This is a genomic window from Halobacillus locisalis (assembly GCF_013694105.1).
Lineage (GTDB): Bacteria > Bacillota > Bacilli > Bacillales > Halobacillaceae > Halobacillus > Halobacillus locisalis.
The window spans coordinates 380,248-400,772 of sequence record NZ_JACEFG010000003.1 but is presented as its reverse complement, the minus strand read 5'-3'; the positions used below and the strand labels follow the sequence as shown (position 1 = coordinate 400,772).

28 protein-coding genes and 3 pseudogenes are annotated in these 20,525 nt (G+C 39.8%); 5 read left to right on the top strand and 26 right to left on the bottom strand.

Translation table 11 applies throughout. The features are described from left to right. Positions 1-42: 42 nt before the first annotated feature. The gene (locus H0266_RS15160) at positions 43-573 is read right to left on the bottom strand and encodes a 5' nucleotidase, NT5C type (RefSeq protein WP_220127291.1); all 531 of its coding nucleotides are present in this window, start codon (positions 571-573) and stop codon (positions 43-45) included. A gap of 428 nt (positions 574-1,001) precedes the next feature. Between H0266_RS15160 and H0266_RS15155 the strand changes: the two are divergent. The 3 genes and pseudogenes from H0266_RS15155 to H0266_RS15145 form a co-directional block, all read left to right on the top strand. Continuing rightward, a pseudogene (locus H0266_RS15155) lies at positions 1,002-1,430 on the top strand (sigma-70 family RNA polymerase sigma factor); the annotation flags it as partial. Continuing rightward, the gene (locus tag H0266_RS15150; RefSeq protein ID WP_181473265.1) at positions 1,423-2,514 is read left to right on the top strand and encodes an anti-sigma factor; all 1,092 of its coding nucleotides are present in this window, start codon (positions 1,423-1,425) and stop codon (positions 2,512-2,514) included. The pseudogene H0266_RS15155 and the gene H0266_RS15150, both read left to right, overlap by 8 nt. Next, positions 2,502-2,813, top strand: a complete 312-nt coding sequence (locus H0266_RS15145) for a hypothetical protein (protein ID WP_181473264.1) — start codon at positions 2,502-2,504, stop codon at positions 2,811-2,813. The genes H0266_RS15150 and H0266_RS15145 overlap by 13 nt, the downstream gene beginning before the upstream one ends. Before the next feature lie 70 nt (positions 2,814-2,883). On the opposite strand, the gene H0266_RS15140 is transcribed toward H0266_RS15145, so the two are convergent. The 3 genes from H0266_RS15140 to H0266_RS15130 form a co-directional block, all read right to left on the bottom strand. Beyond that, positions 2,884-3,318 carry a stage III sporulation protein AH gene (locus H0266_RS15140; RefSeq protein ID WP_181473263.1) on the bottom strand — a complete coding sequence of 145 codons (435 nt, stop codon included), beginning with the start codon at positions 3,316-3,318 and terminating at the stop codon, positions 2,884-2,886. A gap of 95 nt (positions 3,319-3,413) precedes the next feature. Further along, positions 3,414-3,671, bottom strand: coding sequence for a SunI/YnzG family protein (locus H0266_RS15135; RefSeq protein ID WP_181473262.1), 258 nt, complete (start codon positions 3,669-3,671; stop codon positions 3,414-3,416). A gap of 308 nt (positions 3,672-3,979) precedes the next feature. Beyond that, on the bottom strand, positions 3,980-4,144 hold the full coding sequence (locus tag H0266_RS15130; protein ID WP_181473261.1) for a hypothetical protein: 165 nt from the start codon (positions 4,142-4,144) through the stop codon (positions 3,980-3,982). Positions 4,145-4,758: 614 nt separating this feature from the next. On the opposite strand from H0266_RS15130, the gene H0266_RS15125 reads away from it, so the two are divergent. Then, positions 4,759-5,004 (top strand): hypothetical protein, encoded by a 246-nt coding sequence (locus tag H0266_RS15125; RefSeq protein ID WP_181473260.1) that lies wholly within the window; start codon positions 4,759-4,761, stop codon positions 5,002-5,004. Positions 5,005-5,095: 91 nt separating this feature from the next. On the opposite strand, the gene H0266_RS15120 is transcribed toward H0266_RS15125, so the two are convergent. The 4 genes from H0266_RS15120 to H0266_RS15105 form a co-directional block, all read right to left on the bottom strand. Further along, positions 5,096-5,938 carry a nucleotidyltransferase gene (locus tag H0266_RS15120; protein ID WP_181473259.1) on the bottom strand — a complete coding sequence of 281 codons (843 nt, stop codon included), beginning with the start codon at positions 5,936-5,938 and terminating at the stop codon, positions 5,096-5,098. A 66-nt stretch (positions 5,939-6,004) separates the two neighbouring features. Then, the gene (locus H0266_RS15115; protein WP_181473258.1) at positions 6,005-6,436 is read right to left on the bottom strand and encodes a hypothetical protein; all 432 of its coding nucleotides are present in this window, start codon (positions 6,434-6,436) and stop codon (positions 6,005-6,007) included. After that, the gene (locus tag H0266_RS15110; RefSeq protein WP_181473257.1) at positions 6,433-6,624 is read right to left on the bottom strand and encodes a monothiol bacilliredoxin BrxC family protein; all 192 of its coding nucleotides are present in this window, start codon (positions 6,622-6,624) and stop codon (positions 6,433-6,435) included. The genes H0266_RS15115 and H0266_RS15110 overlap by 4 nt, the downstream gene beginning before the upstream one ends. Positions 6,625-6,628: 4 nt before the next feature. Next, a complete protein-coding gene (locus H0266_RS15105; RefSeq protein ID WP_181473256.1) occupies positions 6,629-6,787 on the bottom strand; it encodes a glycine zipper domain-containing protein in 159 nt (52 codons plus the stop codon). Positions 6,788-6,847: 60 nt separating this feature from the next. Between H0266_RS15105 and H0266_RS15100 the strand changes: the two genes are divergently transcribed. Further along, the gene (locus H0266_RS15100) at positions 6,848-7,345 is read left to right on the top strand and encodes a DUF948 domain-containing protein (protein ID WP_343063325.1); all 498 of its coding nucleotides are present in this window, start codon (positions 6,848-6,850) and stop codon (positions 7,343-7,345) included. A gap of 116 nt (positions 7,346-7,461) precedes the next feature. Here H0266_RS15100 and H0266_RS15095 read toward each other — a convergent pair whose 3' ends face one another. The 18 genes and pseudogenes from H0266_RS15095 to rpsN all read right to left on the bottom strand — a co-directional run bounded on the left by H0266_RS15095 (position 7,462) and on the right by rpsN (position 20,505). Beyond that, the gene (locus H0266_RS15095) at positions 7,462-8,121 is read right to left on the bottom strand and encodes a Type 1 glutamine amidotransferase-like domain-containing protein (RefSeq protein ID WP_181473254.1); all 660 of its coding nucleotides are present in this window, start codon (positions 8,119-8,121) and stop codon (positions 7,462-7,464) included. Between the two features lie 78 nt (positions 8,122-8,199). Then, positions 8,200-9,090: a phosphotransferase enzyme family protein gene (locus H0266_RS15090; RefSeq protein ID WP_246364131.1), complete on the bottom strand. Its 891-nt coding sequence runs from the start codon at positions 9,088-9,090 to the stop codon at positions 8,200-8,202. 91 nt (positions 9,091-9,181) lie between these two features. Continuing rightward, complete coding sequence (locus H0266_RS15085) at positions 9,182-10,435, bottom strand: aminopeptidase (protein ID WP_181473252.1); 1,254 nt, start codon at positions 10,433-10,435, stop codon at positions 9,182-9,184. Next, complete coding sequence (locus H0266_RS15080) at positions 10,432-11,367, bottom strand: alpha/beta fold hydrolase (RefSeq protein ID WP_220127290.1); 936 nt, start codon at positions 11,365-11,367, stop codon at positions 10,432-10,434. The genes H0266_RS15085 and H0266_RS15080 overlap by 4 nt, the downstream gene beginning before the upstream one ends. A 5-nt stretch (positions 11,368-11,372) precedes the next feature. After that, positions 11,373-12,445: pseudogene (locus H0266_RS15075) on the bottom strand (ABC transporter permease). A gap of 53 nt (positions 12,446-12,498) precedes the next feature. Continuing rightward, positions 12,499-13,191: an ABC transporter ATP-binding protein gene (locus H0266_RS15070; RefSeq protein WP_181473249.1), complete on the bottom strand. Its 693-nt coding sequence runs from the start codon at positions 13,189-13,191 to the stop codon at positions 12,499-12,501. A gap of 88 nt (positions 13,192-13,279) precedes the next feature. Beyond that, positions 13,280-13,675, bottom strand: a complete 396-nt coding sequence (locus H0266_RS15065; protein ID WP_181473248.1) for a group-specific protein — start codon at positions 13,673-13,675, stop codon at positions 13,280-13,282. Between the two features lie 113 nt (positions 13,676-13,788). Beyond that, a pseudogene (locus H0266_RS15060) lies at positions 13,789-13,920 on the bottom strand (alpha/beta fold hydrolase); the annotation flags it as partial. Between the two features lie 147 nt (positions 13,921-14,067). Continuing rightward, the gene (locus H0266_RS15055) at positions 14,068-15,081 is read right to left on the bottom strand and encodes a C45 family autoproteolytic acyltransferase/hydrolase (RefSeq protein ID WP_181473246.1); all 1,014 of its coding nucleotides are present in this window, start codon (positions 15,079-15,081) and stop codon (positions 14,068-14,070) included. A gap of 64 nt (positions 15,082-15,145) precedes the next feature. After that, positions 15,146-15,418, bottom strand: coding sequence for a hypothetical protein (locus tag H0266_RS15050; RefSeq protein WP_181473245.1), 273 nt, complete (start codon positions 15,416-15,418; stop codon positions 15,146-15,148). A 219-nt stretch (positions 15,419-15,637) separates the two neighbouring features. Further along, positions 15,638-16,096 (bottom strand): hypothetical protein, encoded by a 459-nt coding sequence (locus H0266_RS15045; protein WP_181473244.1) that lies wholly within the window; start codon positions 16,094-16,096, stop codon positions 15,638-15,640. Between the two features lie 76 nt (positions 16,097-16,172). Next, the gene (locus H0266_RS15040) at positions 16,173-16,445 is read right to left on the bottom strand and encodes a hypothetical protein (protein WP_181473243.1); all 273 of its coding nucleotides are present in this window, start codon (positions 16,443-16,445) and stop codon (positions 16,173-16,175) included. A gap of 79 nt (positions 16,446-16,524) precedes the next feature. After that, entirely contained in the window at positions 16,525-16,752 is a 228-nt protein-coding gene (locus H0266_RS15035; RefSeq protein ID WP_181473242.1) for a hypothetical protein, read from the bottom strand. Between the two features lie 430 nt (positions 16,753-17,182). Continuing rightward, the gene (locus tag H0266_RS15030) at positions 17,183-17,470 is read right to left on the bottom strand and encodes a hypothetical protein (protein WP_220127289.1); all 288 of its coding nucleotides are present in this window, start codon (positions 17,468-17,470) and stop codon (positions 17,183-17,185) included. Positions 17,471-17,615: 145 nt separating this feature from the next. Continuing rightward, entirely contained in the window at positions 17,616-17,804 is a 189-nt protein-coding gene (locus H0266_RS15025) for a hypothetical protein (RefSeq protein ID WP_181473240.1), read from the bottom strand. Positions 17,805-17,952: 148 nt separating this feature from the next. After that, a complete protein-coding gene (locus H0266_RS15020) occupies positions 17,953-18,810 on the bottom strand; it encodes an alpha/beta fold hydrolase (protein WP_181473239.1) in 858 nt (285 codons plus the stop codon). A gap of 256 nt (positions 18,811-19,066) precedes the next feature. After that, positions 19,067-20,218, bottom strand: a complete 1,152-nt coding sequence (locus H0266_RS15015; RefSeq protein ID WP_181473238.1) for an FAD/NAD(P)-binding protein — start codon at positions 20,216-20,218, stop codon at positions 19,067-19,069. 17 nt (positions 20,219-20,235) lie between these two features. Then, on the bottom strand, positions 20,236-20,505 hold the full coding sequence (gene rpsN / locus H0266_RS15010; RefSeq protein ID WP_181473237.1) for a 30S ribosomal protein S14: 270 nt from the start codon (positions 20,503-20,505) through the stop codon (positions 20,236-20,238). Positions 20,506-20,525: the final 20 nt, after the last annotated feature.

The window sequence follows — 20,525 nt, the reverse complement described above, 5'->3', positions numbered from 1 at the left end:
GGCATTTTTCGTGAGAATACTAAATCGATGACCAATTCGCATTCATTTAAGGAAATAATGCCTTATCTCATTCCAATTGTTCACTCTTACATAATCCGTTTCAGCACCATTATAAGGGGAAGTAAATAAGATCCCCTTACCTTTAAATCTTCTGAAATGCTTAGGGTTGTCATCAATCAGGTAATCGGCATCGACTATACTTTTATCCCCGCAAAAGACAAAGTTGCGCTGATCCAAAAAGCCGAAATGTTCTTTCAACCATTCATATTTAGAGGTGAAAGACGTCGGCATCTCCATAGCCGCTGTCACTATGAATACCTCATAATGCTGACTCAGTTCTTTCAGGACTTCTTGGCTGCCTTCCATGACTCTTAAATCACCAAAAAAACCTGGTTCGTTTAATATGTTCATAATCTCTTCTCGTAAATGAGGTCGTACTTCTGTCAAATATGTACTTTGTAAATCGTTTACTGAAATATTCTCATTGTACCTTGTATTAAATATCTCTAAATGTTTAGATAGAGGATCCGCTATTACGTCATCCATATCCACCGCTATTCTCTGCACAAACATTCCTCCACCACCGTTCCTGGATCCAGGCATCATTCGATAACATACATAGAGACTGCCGTATGAGATGGCAGTCTCTTTTAGTGATTACTTTTGATGGTACTGTACACCATCATCCCGATACTTACGATAATGACGCCGATTATCACCCACATAAATACGTCGTATAGAGTCATTTCTTCACCTCTTTTGCTCTTATTTCAAATCAATCTTCCTTAAGAAACCTATTCCAATTGTAACACTTATATGGTAATAAATAACACCACGCCAGCAAATTCACCCAAGAACCTTATGGAAATATTTCTCTTGATTTTGCAACTTTTCCATCTCCTCATTCGTTGTTTAGAAAGGAGGAGGAGAAGCTTTGGATATCAATCAACTTTATAAACAATACATAAACGACGTCTACCGCTACCTTCTCTCTTTGCAGGGACCCAAGCCTGGCGGAGGATTTGACACAAGATACGTTCATGAAGGCATACGGTGCCCTTGAGAAGAGTCCACCTAAATCGATGAAATCGTGGCTTTTGAAAATCGCCTATCATACCTTCATCGACTACGTGAGGCGAAGTAAGAAGACGAATGTCGAGGAGCCGGAATATTTTATGAACATGAAGACAGACACGTCAGCCGAAGAGAAGGTACAGAAAAAGATCGAGAAAGAAGAACTCTACGAGAAGCTCGACCAGCTGAAGGATGTTCAGAAGCAGGCGATAGTATTATGCGATTTACGTGGCTACTCGCATAAACAGGCGGCCGCCACACTTTTGCTTAATGAGAATACATTGAAGACCCATATTTTTCGAGGGCGTGCAAAATTGAAACAGCTTTATAGAAAGGAAGTGTCTCAGAATGAGTGAGGAATGGAAGCAGCGATTGAAAGACTACTATGAAGGCAACCTCTCAGATAAGGAAGCTGCCGAAGTAGAAAAAGAGCTGGAGAAACTCGATACCTACCAGGAAGTCATCGCAGACGAATTGAAGCCTCCTGAGGATACTACGGATGAGTTGGAACCGGATAAAGCCGGGAAAATCATCAAAAACAGCATCCGAAATGCGAGGTTTTCACTCGCTGCTTATGTCACAATGATTATCCTGCTGATTCTGCCAGTCATGATGATGGTCAGCTACCTTTATTATGGATGGGGCCAGAAAGCAGAAGATCTCATTCAAGTCGCGATCCAGACGGTCTATGTTACCGAGCCGAATGTCAGCCTGGAGGAAATGGAGATTGAGCGGACATTCGGATTGTTTACGTTCGATGTTCATATGGATTTATATAAACGCGTCGGGAAAAGCGATATTTCCCTAGGCGATTGGGACGTTTCCTATAACTTTGATCAAGCAGAATTCCCGAACCGCCATTACATCATCGAGAACCCACCTCAGGACATCCCGTTACCTGACCAAAAGAAGCTGTTCCACCCAGAAGCTGAAGTTACGAATCGCGACTTGAACGCGTGGGATAAGCTTGAGAAATTGCCCGAAGGAACGGTTTCGGAACTGTACGTGTCCCTTGAAGGTACGTATTCCCCTACTGAGATGCGAGGTGTGTTGGAGGACGTGAGCGCCGAATGGATCTGGTATGCGATTGATACAGGATTGGAAGCAGAAGGAAAAAGCTCAGAAGGCGGGTTCCTGCCCCCAATCGGGTATCCGGCCAAACCCGACCCTGATGGATGGTCTCCTTATCACTCCAGAGAAATGAATGAAGAACAATTCATGGACAGCCTCCGTTTTTTAAGCAAGTATGAAAACCAGGCAACAAACATTGCTCACGCAAAATGGCTCGACCTTGAGGAACGAATAAATCATTTAGAAACGAATGGACTGAAAGCATACGGAGGAGTTGTGACAGGGCCTACGAAAGAATTGCTGAAGCTTGAGAATCATGAAGCAGTACGGTTAATCCATATCGGGGAGGTGCGGTTATGGAACTGGTGAAAAAGAAACCGAAGATAAAATTGAGGGAAACAAGATTGGGCGTCGTCTCCTTCATTTGCGCATTACTGACGCTCGGATACTTGAATATCTTCCTTTTGTCATTGGAAGGATACAGCCCCATTGCGAATCTATTTTTGCAGATCATTCCGACGACCGGCATCATCACAGGACTCCTCAGTTTGGTTCGGGTGCGCTACCGGAAAACATTCACATGGTGGGCGTTCGGTTTGTATGGATTTATGTTCGTCTGTGTTCTCGTCATTGGATTCATTGAGTTTGCTACGTACACGAAACCATAAGAAAAGTGACTGCACTCAACCGCCCTAAATCCAGGGTGGTTGAGGCAGACACTTTTTCTATTCACACACGTCAAATCGAATTCATCAGGTCATTAAAATCCTTGTATTCCTCAGTAACTATAAAGCGTTCATGAGAACAACCCGCCAGCCAAATGTCATCTCCATTATAGAACATCAAATCTTCTGGCAGCGGAGAAACCCAGTCAAATAAAGCATGGGCTTTCGATTGTAAAAAAAGCTTGGTTTGTTCATTCAACTCATAATAAAAGACATACGCGGTCGCACCGAAGAGTTGGGTTCCCGGCCATTCTGATTGTGCTTTCCTTTCAATGAACGAACTTTGAATATCTTTCACCCATTCATTATGGTATTTCAAGGCTACTTTCTCGTCTGCCATCATATCTCTTCTTTTGACGAAGGCGAATCTATCACATTTCTTTGAAGCAAGTTCAATCAGCGAACGATAATCGTCTCCTTTTAGATCTATATCATGGATTGTGTTCATGTTGTTCTCCTTCTCTCCATCATCATGTTATTTTCACGAAAAGGTCCTTGACGCTGGATTTCAAGTGGATTCATTGTTCATACCGATCCGGACGCTCATGTAATAAATTGCTCTATTTTATTTTTAACTGAAGTATTGTTCGTATATAGTATGTAATCCTCTTTAGTTGTTTTTATCACAATTCTCTCTGTTGTAGCATAAGGGAAGCCTATTCTCATCGCCTTTCTCTCTTCACCACCATAAGTGTCATCACTGATGACTTCTTTGATTTCATTTATCGGAATCTTAACTTTGCTGAACTGCCAGGAGATCAGCACATTTTCTCCACTCTCTCTTACTTTAACCCCGATCATACACACTTTCCTCCAATACTTCATTCATAATCATTCATAGCTATCAAGATAATCTGATAGTACATATACGATAAAAAATCCATTCCGTTTCAATTTAAAAACCAAGAGGATTCCCTAATGTGTAAGCAGTTCTAGTAACCTCGAAAAATCTTATAATCGCGACTTTAATCAAAGTGCTTACGTATTCCAAATAGCGAACGGATTAACAATAAAAAAATACATACATAAAGAGCTCATAATATCCCAAGCTCTTTTTCATTGACTTTGCTTCCTTATTCAATTTAGAAATCCTTAGGACGTATGATTAATCATCTTTTTTGGTTCTGTTTCTTTCTTTCTTTCAGCATTTCTAACTCAATTTCCTTCTCCTTTAAATCCATTTCCCTTATTTTTTGCTGATGGTTCAATTTATTCTTATGAGCATAATAAATCAAAGAAAATCCAACAATTAACGGTAACCAGAGCCAACCCAATATTATATCCCCCTCTCTTTCGTTAACAACACATCTATTGTATATTTAACCGATCCCTACATCTAATTTGATGTTGCCAAGAGTATAAGTATAGTCTTAGTTTGAAAGTACAGTACCAACTCATGAAACTTAGAAAGATTCTTATTTTCCATAAGTAACACTATGAATTGTGTTATATTTCAACTATTGTTATAGCTGCTGAGGGATTAATGATGATCTTCTTGTCATGTGTTGCCAAATGAAGAAAAAGTGAAAAGGATGATGAAACATTTATACCGAACCGCCTATTTTTGATACGATCTTAAATTTATTACTAACATTACTCCAAGTATTTATGTACATAGCCATCATAGGTTTTATTATCTGGTTTGCCTTATCACTAATAAAGACTCTAAAAGAGAAAAACAAGCTACTAGAAGAAATCTCCCAAGGAATTCAGCAGCTAAACCGTCATGATAGGTGAAACCAAAAAGACTGCTTAGGCAGTCTTTTTGCATGGCTAGTTATTCAAATTAATTAAGAATCGCAACTCATAAACAGATTCATTGGGAAATAGAGTGATGTGTGAGACAATTGACATAGTAAGAAACTCAGAAAAAAATAGGAGGTCCACAGTGAATCCTTATCGCAAAATGGAAATCAGTAAGATTTTTGAACTGTATTCCTTCTTAATAGAAAAAATACATACGGAAGAACTATCGACCATCATGTTCCAAGAAACGAACCTCTTAGAAAAAGCGGCTTTAGACAAAGGATTCAAGATTTTCAATTCAAAGAAAAACCGTTCATTGTCGCTCGTTTTTTATTACAAGCACCATTCCATATCACGGCAATATTGGTACCTATCTCATTACTCATAATGCTCTTACTTATCAAGCACCATGCGACATCCTATTGAAACCACCTCATCCTATCTCCCTTTTCCCCGAAAGTCCCTACTGCCTAGTATAATCAAAGCGGCAGATGCATTTCCCTCGTTGGATTATGAACATCAAGCCACTTTTCTTTTTCCATCTCCATCCAACTTCCGAATCCATTCAAGAATTCCAAGATTTCTTCAGGATTTGATAATGGATTGATCGAATACCAAAGCGCTCTTCTCATTTCCTGCTCTTTTTCAGGATAATGCTTCGAAAATAGTTCATACGCAGGGTATAAATCCCTTGTGTATGCACGTTCTTGGTCAATGACCAGCACACCACCCGCTCTGACGATAATTCTCATGATCCATGAACAGCAATCTCGAATGTCCTCAGGATCGTCATTTCCCTTTAATTCTCCCTTGGCCGTATCAATCAGAGATGATAAGTGGATGAGGTGTTCATTCGCCAGTGAGGTGTCGGGTTTATAATCAGGCAGCTTGCTGATCAGGTTCTCCCCGTAAACACATACACCATAGGTTTTGAGAATAAACGGAATCATCGAGCAATACTCGGTCTCCTCCATCTCACTCAAAGGAGAAAATCCTAATTCCACACCCTTTACAAAGGAGAATCGTTGATCAATCAATTGGCACGTTTCCTCTACCCAATCAAGGTTGAGATCTTGAGGATCGGAATAAGTTACGACAACGGCATCCACATCCGATACACCATCTATATCCTCCCCTTTTGGCACAGACCCTCTTATGTAAATGCTGTGAACTTCCTTTGGTAAAAAGGATAGGCAGCTATCGATGATGAGCTGGATAGCCTCTTGAAATTTAGGGTTGATTTTTCCGTGATCGGATTCGTTGATGATGTAGCCATTCTCGTCTACAGCACACAAGGATCCTATTTCTTTAATTTCTGTCATGTTTGAAATTCCTCTTTTCTAAATAAGTAGATTGTATTCAATAAAATAGCTTCTAAAATCATGTTTTTAATTATTTCCTGATATCGTCCCGAAGTTTGACTCTTTGCCATTGTGAAAAAGCAGGGTTTCCTCATATTCTTTACCTACTTCTATTTTATAGAAAAGCTCATGATCTAAGGATAAATTGGAGGAATCAGCTATAGCATCACTTTCATAGCTTACCTGTAAGCTCTCTTTAACCCCTTTCACATCAAACCCAGTAACATATGTAGCTTCTTCTCCTTGATCCACATTAGACTCGTTCAAATATACAAACATTGATTCATTACGCTTATCAAAATAAAGGTGCACCCCATTCTCTTCTTTGACACCTCGGAAAAAGGATTGGGTATCCTTTTTCAACTCTTCTTGACTTACTTCCGCATAAGACAATCCGGAGTTTGTACTACACCCTGTCAATAAAACAAAACCAAACAGTATGAACAGCGCTTTTTTCAATTCATGTCCCCCCTCCGGACAGTTTTCCGAATTTGATTTTTGGTAATCATCCAATGCGATGTATTCCATACTACTTCCTGATTATAGATGAGGAAAATTCGCGGTGATTTATGAGGGATGTTCGTATCTTTTGCCATTTCATTAGAGATCCTCCTGTTTTCAATAACGTTCACCAAGAAGCAATCCATATGCCTAACGATCACGTCGTTTGTCTATACTCGAACCAACAATCAAGCCGAGCACGATGCCTAACGGAAGAGTAATCGCTAGTTGATCAACAGCTACTCCCACACTAGTTCCAATCGCTACACCAAGGACGATTCCTATTCCACGGAACCTTGAGTTTCTCATATGAGCTCTCCTCTCCACATGCTAAAGGGAACGAATACATACTAACAAAAGCGTCGATACATTATATACGGCCATACGCTGCATTCGTTTCAAAAATGTACTCTTGCAAGCGCATGGATAAGGAATGTCCGTCCCTACACCCCCATAGACTTAGAAAGAAGAGAGGAGGGGTTCTCGATTATCGAGTGGAGTATTAGCCTGGCAGCAATTGCGTTTATCATTCTTGTGGTCTATTTGATTATGACATTGCGAAAACTCATGGCCACACTATCCGAAACCAAAGAGACGCTGTCTGACGCACGGCAATCGGTAAACACCATTACAAATGAGGCAGAAGAACTGATGCAGGAAGCGAACGACATTTCCGTTGATGTAAAAGGAAAAATGGAAGCCGTCGATCCTTTAATTGAGTCCGTTCATGATGTGGGAGATATGCTGCATGATGTGACCAGTTCAATGAAACGCACAGCCTTGCAAAAGGAAAACAGGAAGACCGTTCATACACAAGATACAGAAGATAAACAAGAGAACAAGCCGGTGAGAATTAAATTGAAGTAAGAGATATAGATTGAGAAGAGGAAGAAAGCGCCCACTATAGAAGGTGAATTTCTTCCTTTTTCATATGCCAACATTTTTATAGAATCTTTCTCATCTCACCCCTTTTTTATCGCTCCCTAAAGCGTCTCTTCCAATTTGTGAATCTTTGAATGTGAAATCAAATATACATCACTGATAATATCCATTCGGTCTCCCAATACACGAACAGCACAATCTTTGTTCGACGCATAAATATTGATTTCTTCTGATAATGGAGACAGTTCTCTTTGGACAAGATCCATATTATTCTCAAGGTCAAAATGTGCTAAGACAGAAAAATCGTCAAGGCCGATACCGTCGTAAACAGAGCTATGTTCAACTTTGAACCCAGAGCTTTCAGAGCCGAACCCTTTAACGGACATGTTAATGGCACCCGCACTCGCCCCCATCACAACGGCATTGCTTTTCTTAATCCATTCCGATAATTCATATTCCTTCAAAAATGCAATTTGCTTGAGAGGATCCCCACCCAACAAGAAAATAACGGAAGCTTCTTGGATCAACGTTTGGGCATCTTCCTTTAGGACGTGATTGTTAATTAAATGGTATTCATCAAACAGAATGCCGGCTTGATCAAGCCATGATTGTTCAGTAGCACCATCTTCTTCTTCATAAGATGATGGATTCGCGCTGATCATAACGACTGATTTCCTATCTGTTATATCCTCCTGTAAAACGCTTTTCAGATTCTCTGGAAAAAAGTGATTGAACCAGCCTAAATAATAGTGAGTTTTCATATGTACCTCCGTATCGGTATTAACTGATCCTTTTGTGTACCTTTTTGAAATAGTTCAATGCAACAATGGCCATTGTGGTTACAAATGAAGAATGGAATGCTTATATTCGATCCTCATTCTAAAGTGGTTCATTATTCTAATTTGTTCCTCAGTTAGTTTTTCTTTATCCCAGTACATGTGCATCAAATTGTATTCAAATACCTCTTTTAATTTAATGAATAGAGAAAGCTTTTCTACCATTTCTGGGGATAGCACATTTTCTTCTTCGTAGCCTTCTATGAGCGCTTTCGTAATACTTCTCCCATATTCAATTATGTTACCTCCACCGACAAACGAATACTCCATTGCACTATATATCGGGACAGCCAAGTCAAAGATATAAAAATTCTTTTCACAATCTTGAAAATCTATCAAAGTCAAATCCTTGTGTTTATCAACGAGTATATTCTCTAACCATAAATCCCCGTGTAGTAGCCCGTAATTCGAATCATTTATAGGGATTTCATTAATAGTTGATAGTAACTCTTTTGCAATTTCTCGAATTCCAGCCTCTTCTTTAGGAATATATTTGAGAAAATCATATTCCTCGTTATCATTCCAATCGTTGATATATTTTATTTGGTGTAGTTCTTCAAAATTTTTAGACATACGATGCAACTTGCCAATTTGCCTGCCTAACTCTCTTAAAATATCTTCATTCCACTCATTCCTTGATAAGTGTTCCCCAGGTGCGGATTTATAAAGAACGGTTAAAATTTCTTTATGATCAAGAGTTATCCTTTCTACCACTTGACCATGGATAGAAGGTATAGTTGGTGACACTCCCAACCCTTCTTTATATAAGAAATCCGTATATTTAACCTCTTCTAATTGTTCATTGAAACTTTTATAATTTGTAATCCTTGCAAAGTAAATTTCTTCTTCAGCCATGCACCTAAAAATTTCATCCGTTACTGATTCAACTTTCATTATATTTACTGGATATAACCTGTTGAGTGAATCACGTAGCTTATGCACCAAATTCGCTCCCCTTTCTCTCTCAGTAAAAGTAACTTTCATTTTAGAATTGGAAATCCCCATCCTTCATGAGCAGGACTTCAGATCCATCTTCTTTAATTCCCTCCACTTTCATATCCTCGGTCCCAAAGGTCACATTGACTAGCAATAGTGAAGTATTCAGCCCCGCTCTCTTCAACTCTTCCTCGGATTTCTCGTTTCCACTTTTAACATTGGAGGGTGACGCATTTCCGATGCCAATATGACAAGACGTATTTTCATCAAACAAGGTATTGTAAAAAAGAGTATCTGCCTGCGCAAGAGGAGAATTACTAGAGACCAAGGCGATTTCACCTAGATAATGGGAGCCTTCGTCTGTTTCGATGAGGTTCTGTAACACTTCCTGTCCCTTTACGGCATGATAGTCGGTAATCCGTCCATCTTTGAAAGTGAGATAAAATTCATCGATGACACTTCCACCATAAATAAGAGGTTTGGTGCCTACCAATTTGCCATTCACCTGATTTTTATGGGGGGCCGTAAATATTTCTTCCGTAGGAACGTTCGGAAAGAATGGGATTCCCTTTTTATCTGTGACACCCCCGCCAATATAGAGGTGATTTTTCGGTAGACCAACTACTAAATCAGTCCCAAGACTATTTTTAAAATGCAGCGATTCAAATTGACTCTCGTTCAGCATCTTTTTTCGAGACTCGAAGGCTCTATGATGACTTTCCCAATCTTCTACGGGGGTTTCACCATCTGCACGAGCCCCTTTTACTATTAGTTTCCATAAAGATTGCACCGCTTCATCTTCACTTAGGCTTGGAAATACTTTCATTGCCCATTCAACACTCGGGACAGCCAGAAGACACCAGCGTACCTCGTGGGATCTGATCTTCGCATGGTGATCCCTCAATTTGGTACGAGAAGCTTTTTCATAAGAATTGATCCTTTCTGCAGAAACCTCCTTAAAGACTTCTAGATTTTCAGAAATAATATGGATGTAAGCAGCACCTGCATCCTCCCATTCCTTAAAACGGGCAGCCTGCCAATCAGGAAATTGGTCGATAGCACGATCTGATGCATGCATGTAAAATTCTTTGGTAGACAGTTCATCTGTCCAATCTATCCATACATTTGAAGCTCCTGCCTCGTAAGCTGCTGTTTGGATCTGACGCGCAAACGCAGCATCTTTTATATCACTGTGAATAATCAATAGTTGGTTTTCTTGCAAATTAACACCAGCTCGTACAGCAAGTTCTGCATATTTTCTGAGCTGTGCTTCATTTACAAATTCATATATTCCTTTATTCATTTCGTATCTCCCCTGTAATATTCAACATCATTCAAAAAATCCCTTACACACTCCAAAAAACGCGACTCTTCTTCGATATGAGAGTAATGAGAGGAATTTTGAAATTCGACATGTGTACTATCTTTAATCCCAGACTTAAACAGCGATGCTTGTCCAACTGAAATGCCATCAAACTTGCCACTCACAATAAGCGCCGGGCACTTTATTTCGTGTAGCCTGTCACAAATATTATAAGTAGCCATCGCTTCATTTTTTTCAGGATTCCAGATGAGTTGATTTGTTCCTATATCCTTATCTTCTAATGATTGTTTTAAATAATCAGGATACTCAACTCTACAATAAAAATGGCTGTTAAATGCCTTTAATAACCTGTCCCTCTCTACTGTTGAAGTGGGTATCCCATCCCGTTCTTTCTTCATAATCTGTTTTAGTTCATCAGGAGAATGCTTTTCTTCAAACTTCACTCTTTCCTCAAGACATTTCTTCCAGTCCGCAATACCACTATGTAAAATAAGACTCTGTGTTTCTTTTGGATATTGTAAAGCAATGTTCACTCCCAAAACCGTTCCCCAAGAATGACCAAGTAGATGAAATTTCTTTAGGTCCATTTCTGTCACAATAGCATTGAACTGTTCTATAAAGTCTTCAATATGTAGGGAACGGAAACTTTCAGATCTCGTTGACTTTCCACTTCCTAATTGATCATAAGCAATGACTTTCCTTTCTTCGGCTAATTGAAGTAAAGGAGTCAGGCTTGTAAAGGAGAGCCCGGGTCCACCAGCTAAAAGGATGATGGGAGTTGAATCATAGGGATTACCGCGTGGAGTATGAACTTCGTAGTATGTTCGATAGTTATGCTTTTCTATGAATCCCTCTTCGCTTTTGATACGATCACCTCCGCTTAATTTATGATGCTCTTTCACTTTTATCATACTGACTAGTTCATGAAGTAAAAATACAGGATGATTACACTTGTCAGTATGATGGGTGCATAAGAAATCCTCTTCTTAAATCCCGCTTCCACCACATCCAGCTTCGTATCCTTTAATGGAACAACTTGAAAGAATGGATCCGTGAGCATCTTTCTAGAGATCATCCCACCCCAATATTGAATGAAGAAAATAAAACTTCCATAAATGATGATTTTCACCCAAAAAGGAACAATGATAAGAGCAAAACAGGTCAAGCCTACTAGCTGCGCATATGAAAGCATGTAATTCCGATCTCTGAGGAATGACTTCAACTGGAACTCCAACAGACCATTTTCCCGATTTCTTTTCTTGAATATCCTGTTTGAATTCCTGAACAACAATCCTGGTTTTTTGTTGTAATTGTGAGACTTTTTCTCCACCTCTACAGAATGTTTTAAAATAAGATGGGAATATTTCGACCTTTCACTTTGTTCAATACGCATTTCATTCAGTAGCCAGCGATTGTTTTTCGCAAGGTTCCTATGCAGAAGAACAAGAGTAACCAAGAGAACCACTGCGATGAATGCATTAACAGACGGAGGAATGATTTCAATCATAAGGATGAAAGCCATAAATATAATGGCAGTCAGCATCCACTTCCATAACTTCTTATTGAAAACTTTTTTAACAGTAAGAATCGTGAGTTGATAAGCTCCAATGATGGTTACGATATATAAAATATCGCGATAATCTAAACCGTAGATCTGAATTAGAACGGGTAAGGCAATAAAAAAATGATCAAATTTCGCAGTACTGCTGAAAGAAGGGAAAATAGGAAGCCGTATTGTTTTAATTCCCACAAGAGTCGCTTTTTCTGCAACAGGTAAATCAAGTCTGCTTCCCATACATAGGTTCTAATATTTCCTCTGCCTGCCACTAATAGAAGCAGTCCAGCAAGAAAAATGAAAGGGACTTCTCTCCCCCAATATAGATGAACGTTTTCCCATGCATCTATATAAAAAAACGGGAAAACGATCATGAAAGGAACAACTATATAGAGAAGGACACTCCAGTCTAATATGGCACGAACGGGTTTCATCTGTTCCTGAACATCTTGAACGAGTCTTCTTTTGAAAAGTTGGAATCCTGTCATTACGATTCATGCTCCGTCAACTTATCAAAACAATCGAATAAAGACCCATCCAACAAGCCGGCTTTATCCTGAATATCCGAAAGGCTACCTTGAATGACTAGCCTGCCCTCAGAAATCAAAACGAACCTGTCGCACCGTTTTTCTGCCGTATCCAGTACATGCGTGGACATAAGAATTCCCGCACCCTTCTTCTTTTCTTCTTCCAACAAATTCAATAAAATTCTAGTCGCTTTAGGGTCCAGCCCCATGAACGGTTCATCAATTATGTATAAATCAGGCTTTCTCAAGAAGGCGAGAATCAGCATCACCTTCTGTTGCATACCTTTTGAAAAGCTGTCTGGATAATGGTGGATGACCTCTGTTAACTGAAAGATCTCAAGAAGCTCTCCAGCTCTCTCCCTGAATTCTTCTTCATCCGCTTCTAAAATGGTTTGTAGAAAATCGATATGCTCCCACAATGTGGCCCTATCATAAAAGATAGGTCGTTCTGGTACATACGAATAATCGCTCACGTCAACCGTCCCTGTGAAGTTAGTGAGGATGCCAAGGATTGATTTGACTGTCGTGCTTTTCCCCGCTCCGTTAGGTCCAATTAAACCTACGAGTTCTCCTGGATTGATGGAAAAATGGATATCCTTGAGTACCTCTGAACCTTCGGAGTATCCAGCCTGTTCGATGTTTACCACTAGCAAATTGTGTCACCCCAAGTCTATGAACTAACTATCATTATGTACGTGTTTTCTATTAGTGAATTGAATAGAAATATTCCCTTCACTATGATCAATTTCCCACAGAAGAAGTAACCAAATATAATAAGTCACTTATGTCTCCATTAGATTTGATGACTTCTGGAAGATGATAGAAGGTACTCGTCGTTTCAAATTGATTGAATTCATTGTTAGGTGAATGTAGAAATATCCGTTTCCCACCAGCAAGTGCCATTCCCATTTCAATATGACTTCCTTTGCCAGCAGGTAGTAAAATAATGACAAAGTCCGCTTTCTCGACGGCTACCTTCTCCTTTGTACCGATTTGTTTTAACTTCTCGAATGAAGAGGCTCTCTCGTTTTCAGTCCAATCATACGTTTGGATAAACCCTTTTTTTATCAATTCACCACTAACGTAACGGACTCTTTCGATATTTTTAAAGCTTGAAGCGACATAAAATTTCTTCAATACATTACTCCTATCTTATATAGTTCTTATTACTAAGGAATTTCATTAATGAACAAACACTATTTTAAATTTATTGCTTTTTAATCAATCGGAAAAATGTACACCGAATAACTGTCGTCTTTTAATTCTTCAGCAATTTCGATGAAACTAAGGCCGGTGCTCCCCAGACCATGTAAGCAAAGAATCACAGGCCTTCTTTTTTCGCCCCATTCTGTTACGCGTTCATGGATAAAGTACCTTTTCAATGTAATCCTCCCCAATGATCAAAAATGACATAGCTTTTCTTTTAAATTTAGGAATTCTTAGTGAAGTCTAAACTCAGCTTATAGAATATCTCTGTTACCTCAACTATCAATGTGCTAAGGTCTTTTTGGAATACAGTTTGAAAGCACTCATGTTCCTATAACACCTTTTAACCTTTGGACTTTGATATCCTTTCCATTCACCCACTCTTTAAAATCCAACTCTATAGTCTGACTGCTTTGTGCAATAGTAGTTAGAATCTTTGAATCTCGATATGAATAAGAAAAGGTGTGAAGAGTCCCGAAAAGGTTATCATAGTCAGTGAAGAATAATGGGGATTCTAAATTTTTGAACTCATTGAAGGCCTCTACATGAGTCATATTATTTTCATTGAGTTTATGTAGATAGTGATTTCGCTTTAATGACCCCTCGATAGAATCTCGGTTTTTATTTTTCAGATGGTCACCTTGAAAATGATTAACACAAGTTAAGAAACCCTCTCGTCTAATAACGATTTCATCTGGGCTCGCTTCAACAACAGCCATATTTCCCTGACGATCTCCTATCGAGAAGTTATAGCAAGCAGAATGAGGGATTTCTTTCAACAGGACTATAGCTTCATCAACTGTGGTGCACGTATCTAACGCCATTCGAATAGCAATCCATGGAGATATTCCTTTTGCGTAACCTTCATTGCTTACAAAGTGCAGTCCCATTACTAAGCCTTGTTCGTTCACCCCATCATGCCTACCTAGAATCTGCAGGTTATAGCCCGCTGAAGCCAAAGATTTTTCGGGTTGTATTATACTGAAAAGCCCGTCATATAGAGAGGGGGAAAAGTCATAATTTCTAACGTAATAATCTTTCGTGAGAAGAGCTGAGCACCCCATAGCTTCTGTTCTCGGCACATCATAGCCACTAAACAATGCTGCAGCTTTATTAGAAGTCAGCTCCAAGCTCTTTGCTAAACCATCCAACTCCTCAAGTAAGTGTGGAGCAAATGAAGAGTAAATGGACTTCATATTTTCATAATCAATTTCAGCCTTAGTGATTGCTTCGAAAGTTTTAACTATGGGTTGGTTTTTAATTTCTGTTCCGGTCTTAATACCAATATCAAAAGAACTACCCCTAACTTGAAGTACATTTACATATGTATCCGACACAATAGACCTCCTTTGTGAAAATCAGGCATTAAGATTGCTGTGTTTCATGGAAGTATAAGACGACCTAGCTCATATCATTATATTTCTTTTCATTTAGCTTCCACCTCAAGTTTGCAGTAAAAGCACCAAGAAAAAAAGCAACAAAAAGGTACCAGACGCCTGTTACTATCCATTCTCCTAAAAGGGTTGTAGATTCTAGATAGTGCTCAGAAGATAAAAGGAAAATCGTTAAATAAAAAAGCGTGAATAACACACTCATCTTATTCATATAAGATTGCTTTCCCTTTCTTCTTTGTACAACCCATTTAACAAGAAAATCGTTGTCTTGTTTTTTCAAAATCGTACACCTTCCAAACAAAGAATATATATTAAGCTGCTATTACAATCCAATAACCATCAAAGGATGAAATACACCAATCATTAAGAGTACCTTAGCATTCTTTTCATTAGAATTAGTTGCTTGGTACACAATCACTAGAAGTATCAAAAGAAAAAGAGTTAGCAAGGTTGTGATTAAGTACATGTAATCGTCCTTTTAACCGGGATGAGTTTATTCTCAATCATTACTTTTTGCTTTTTGAATCCAGACACCCCATCCTTCATGATCATCCAAATCTATAATTGTAGTGTCCGCTTTTGCCTGTAACTCGTTGGATCCGTCTTTGATATACCCTGCTTTATACCCTTCTCCAGATTCAATTCTAGTTACAAAAGAACCCATGTCTTTTGTAGGCACTTTCATATTGGTTAGGCCTTCTAGTACCCAATGGTTTTTAGCTTTAACGAATTGGACATCCGCAAGCCATATTGCTTCTCCCGTGTATGTTCCCTTCAATAGGATGAGGGTTTGATTGCCCCTTATTTCATGGGAGCCATATATTTGATCAATATCACTGAATTTGTCCGTTTGCCTAATCGCTTCCTCAGGCGTGTTCACCCCTCCTTCTTCAGCTTGGATACAGCTTGCTAACAGGATCAGTAACGAAACAGAAATGAGCGAGATTACAACTTTCATAAGTTATGCACTCCCTTTTTCTTAGTTTCTAGAATTCCCTTGATATGTAGCCAATTCTCTCTATAATCTGTGGAAATCAAGCCATTTGGGACATTAATAACCCAGTACCAAAAACGAATACATTGACTGCTCCTATCAAGAAAGAAATAACTGCTAGGGAATTTCTTTCATCCTCTCTAAAACAAGCCATAATACCACATACATAAGTGGCTGCAATCATAATTCCTACCGCTATGACACCCAAGTGAAAAGGGACAGGTAGAAAGCCTTTAATTAGTAGGAAGAAAAAAGGCAAAGTGAGAATACTGACCCAAAATGAAATATAACTGTTCGTCATAAATTTCTTCACGAAATGATCTCCTTTTTAGCGGCAATACACAAAATCCACCAAACCTTCATACGCCCCATCACCTTGTAACATCCCGTATTCAAAACGGAATTCCTGTAAGTATGAATAGTAAGGAAGATACTGAAACCATCACAAGAGCGCTACCTCTCCTCTTCTTCCCTTCGCTGAACCATTCTGCTCCAGTGTGAAAGACTGTTAGAAAGGATAGCAAGCAAACAAATTCAGTTAGATTAAAGATGCTTGTTGTTAAAAAGAGGACAATGACCAGAGCACCTAAAGCAGATAGTGAAATTGTTAACTTCTTCATGAAACCCTCCTATTCGGATATGGTCACAAACAGAACGTCAGCTATCACAAAATTAAACTAGAACTTTCAGCAACTCTATTCCTAGACCTAAAAAAAGCACGAATGCTACGAGCAAATACAAACTGAAAGGTTTCTTTTCCTTCTCTTCTCTCAGTACATCTTCTATACCAGAAAATAAAAACATGAAAGCTAAAAAGGAGAGAACATAAGTGAAATTCAAATCTATATTGTGTATGAAGAAATGATAAAAACAAGCAACCAAACCCACGATGACAAAAACCACATTTACAACCTTCAATACCTTCACGCTATCAATCCCTTGGTTGAGAGTATTATGTTTTACCCTCCTATTGAGAAGAACCCCCTACCTTCAAACCTTCTAGAGATGTCCATAATAGTTCACAAATTTTTTGAGTTTCAACATTAAGTACTAACTTCTCGTTTGACGTACAAATAATAGTAGAGATACCATACAAAAAGCCAGCATACCAAAAGACATTAATCCTACAGTTTGAACTACATAAGGTTCATTTACATAACTCAAAGTCCCACCTACTAGACCGTAAATCAATGCCAATACGGAAACGAATACATTTACTAATAACAGCTTTAAAAAATCGACACTCTTCTCCCTGGACTTGTAGAAAGCCATTCCTACCACCAACACTCCAGCATTTAAAAGAAAACCAAGTAATAATATCAAATAAAACATACCCATCTCACCCCGGTTTTTATCATTTTTGTTTTCGCTATACCAGATTAAAAACGAAGTGCTCTGCTATTTACAATCATTTACAACACTGTACCCACAATGAAGAAGTTTCTTATCGATGAATGACACTAATAAAGCAACTTCCCCCTCGTCACATCATCTCTCGCTTCTTTTTATCTTTGTAGAATAAGTGATGAAAGCTTATTTCAAATATCAGAAAGCTTACAATGAGTCCCGCAATATATTGAGACGGTGATTCAATCGCATAGAAAATGATGAAACATAAAACAAAAGTAACCAGACCAGCAAGGATCGAATAAGTCACGTATTGATTACTCAACTTATAGCCCCCTGATATAAATTACGAACAGCCCACTTTAAAGTTTCAAAAATCATCCATTTACACCAATTAACCAGAAACCTGAGTCTTCAACATTCTTCTCTTTCCTTGAAAATATGTATTATGATACAAAGACCTATACCTTCATTCACTCAGCTATAGTCAAAAAATCCTCCAGTTCATTTATCGACCATTCACTACTCCAGTTAACATAGTGACCGCCTTTTACAGCTCTGTACGTTACAGGAAGGTCGTGCTTTTGGATTTTTCTTATGTAATGATAAGTGTTGTTGTACTCTTTTTCATTCAGACCTTTAAACGTTCCGTAGACCAAGTAGGTCGGGACGCTTAACTGCTTCAACAACTTTGGAAGATTGAGGTTGTAGTAACCGAACATGAGATTCAGACCGTTCACGGAGAAGTCGCCTTGATGTTTCATCGCTGTTCGGATGTATTCACTTTCTTCAACGTCGACAATCTGACAAAATTGTTGGATCTGTTTTTCTATATCATTTTTTTGCTCGTCACCTTTCATAAATAACGGGGCAAGCTGCCTTAGAAAAGGCTGCCCGAATGACTGTACACCGAGATTCAGGAATGGAAAGAGATAAGCGAATGGTCCGAATTCAGACGTAGGTGCTTTAGGGAATGGTTTATGTCCCTGATCGAGCAAAATGAGTTTGTTCACTTTGCTTGGGTAATGTACGGCAAACGCTAATGCAATTGCACCACCGAGAGAGTGTCCGATCAGGTTCGCTTCGTGGATTTGTTGTTGTTCCATGTATTCGTTGACCCAGTTCGCTAACGTCAGACTGGTTACTTTGCCTTCCAAGCCTGCGCTTTTTCCAAGTCCCGGGAGATCGATCATATGCGTTTCATAATCCTCTTGCAGATGTTCGGCGATGTTCAGGCCTTCGTTTCCAGAGAACCCTGCTGCAGGTAGAAAAAGGGTCGGTTCGCCTTTTCCGATTCGTTCTACATAATAGTCATATAGGATTGTTGTCATGTTTCAAACCTCCACGTAATTGACCTTCATTGATAAATCTTACGTTCATTTTAACATAAAATGGTAAACTATCATTATACAAAAAAAGGACCCAATCATCGTGATTGGATCCTGCTTATATGAAACTTGGAAGAGGGTCGTACAATCTGCTCCGATCCTGCTAGATTCTTCGTCTATCATCAGCATGTAGTGTCGCCCGATTCCTGGACACGTCATGGACGGTGAGGGAAATTTTTTTCTCATGATGGTGTCCTCTTTAAGTAGATGTTGCAATACGTTCTGCCGCTTTTCTAGCTCCGGCTATATTTCGGGATACAGGACCGATCTCCAATTCTGCAAGGGCTCCTGCAACAAAGAGTCCCTCCGCCCACTCCAAGTTCGACTGGACAACCGGAAAACCACAGGGGGCACAGGGCAACTTGAACTGATGGATAGCCGTTTGGAGCCACTCTTTGCCAGGTAGGCAAGACTCGGCACCAGTAGCCAAAACGAGGGAATTTCCAGTGACTACTGTCTCGTCTTCCATCATGAGATGAATACGATCATCATTGGCCTCACAGCTCAGGATATCACCTGTAAAGACCTTCAGCCTTCCCGCTGTTTCCTGCCTTTGGAGTTTCACCCGTAGTTCTCTTGTGATCGATCCTTTATGCCTCGCTTCGTGTATCATACGACGACGCTCCTCGTAGCAGGTCACTTCGCGATACCCTTTCAGGAACTTAGGACCAAGCCACCCGGGATCACTGTCAAAATCGTGGATCCGGAAAGGGTGGCGTTTCACTAAGGTCACCTCATCAATATGTTCAGAAGTGGAGAGGGTATGAGCGGTGTGTGCCGCCGTCATCCCTCCTCCAACGACGATCACGTTCCCTTGTTCAGGTAGGGGTTGATCAAGATTGAACAGATGCGAAACGGAAGGACGGTTTGATAGTGCTTGCGCCCACACCGGATAGTGGGGAATATGATTCACACCGATTGCGAGAACCACTTGTTCCGCCCCGATCGTTTCGCCCGGAATTTCAACTTTCCAGCCTTTGTCTGTAGGGCTCAATCCTTGTACAACCGCTTGCTTCCAACAATCATGCACACCGGCGTTTTTCATTTCATCAAAGGTATGTTGATTGAACATATCGAGACGTGGTCTGGAATAACGCCCTTTGAAAGGCGCTGTATAATCCTGCATCCGGGAGTATTTCTTCAAACTGTAAGGGTCGTCTGCCAGGTGGTGGACAGAAGGCGACCTCAAATAAGGCATCCCGGTTTTTTCCGTCAATGTCTCCCAAACATGCATCGGTTCAGGATGAGGGTCGATGATGAGCAGCTCTTCCCGCCTCACTTTTTTCTCCAGCAGTCGGGTGGCAATGCAACAACCTTGCACGCCACCTCCAATCACGACCCAAGCATACATGGGAACAACCTCCTGCCCTACCAGCTTGCTTTCTTCACGCCGGGTACTTGGCCTTTATGGGCGTACTCACGAAATGCAATACGGGACATTTTGAACTTTCTCATGTACCCGCGTGGTCGTCCGGTCACTTCACACCTTCCCGTTAAGCGGGTCGGTGAGGAATCACGCGGGAGCTTTCTCAAGGCTTCATAATCCCCTTTCGCTTTCAGTTCCCTTCTCAAATCGGCATACTTTTCCACCATTTCTTGTCGTTTTTTCTCTTTTGCTACTTTAGACTTCTTCGCCATTTTGGCATTCTCCTTTTCTA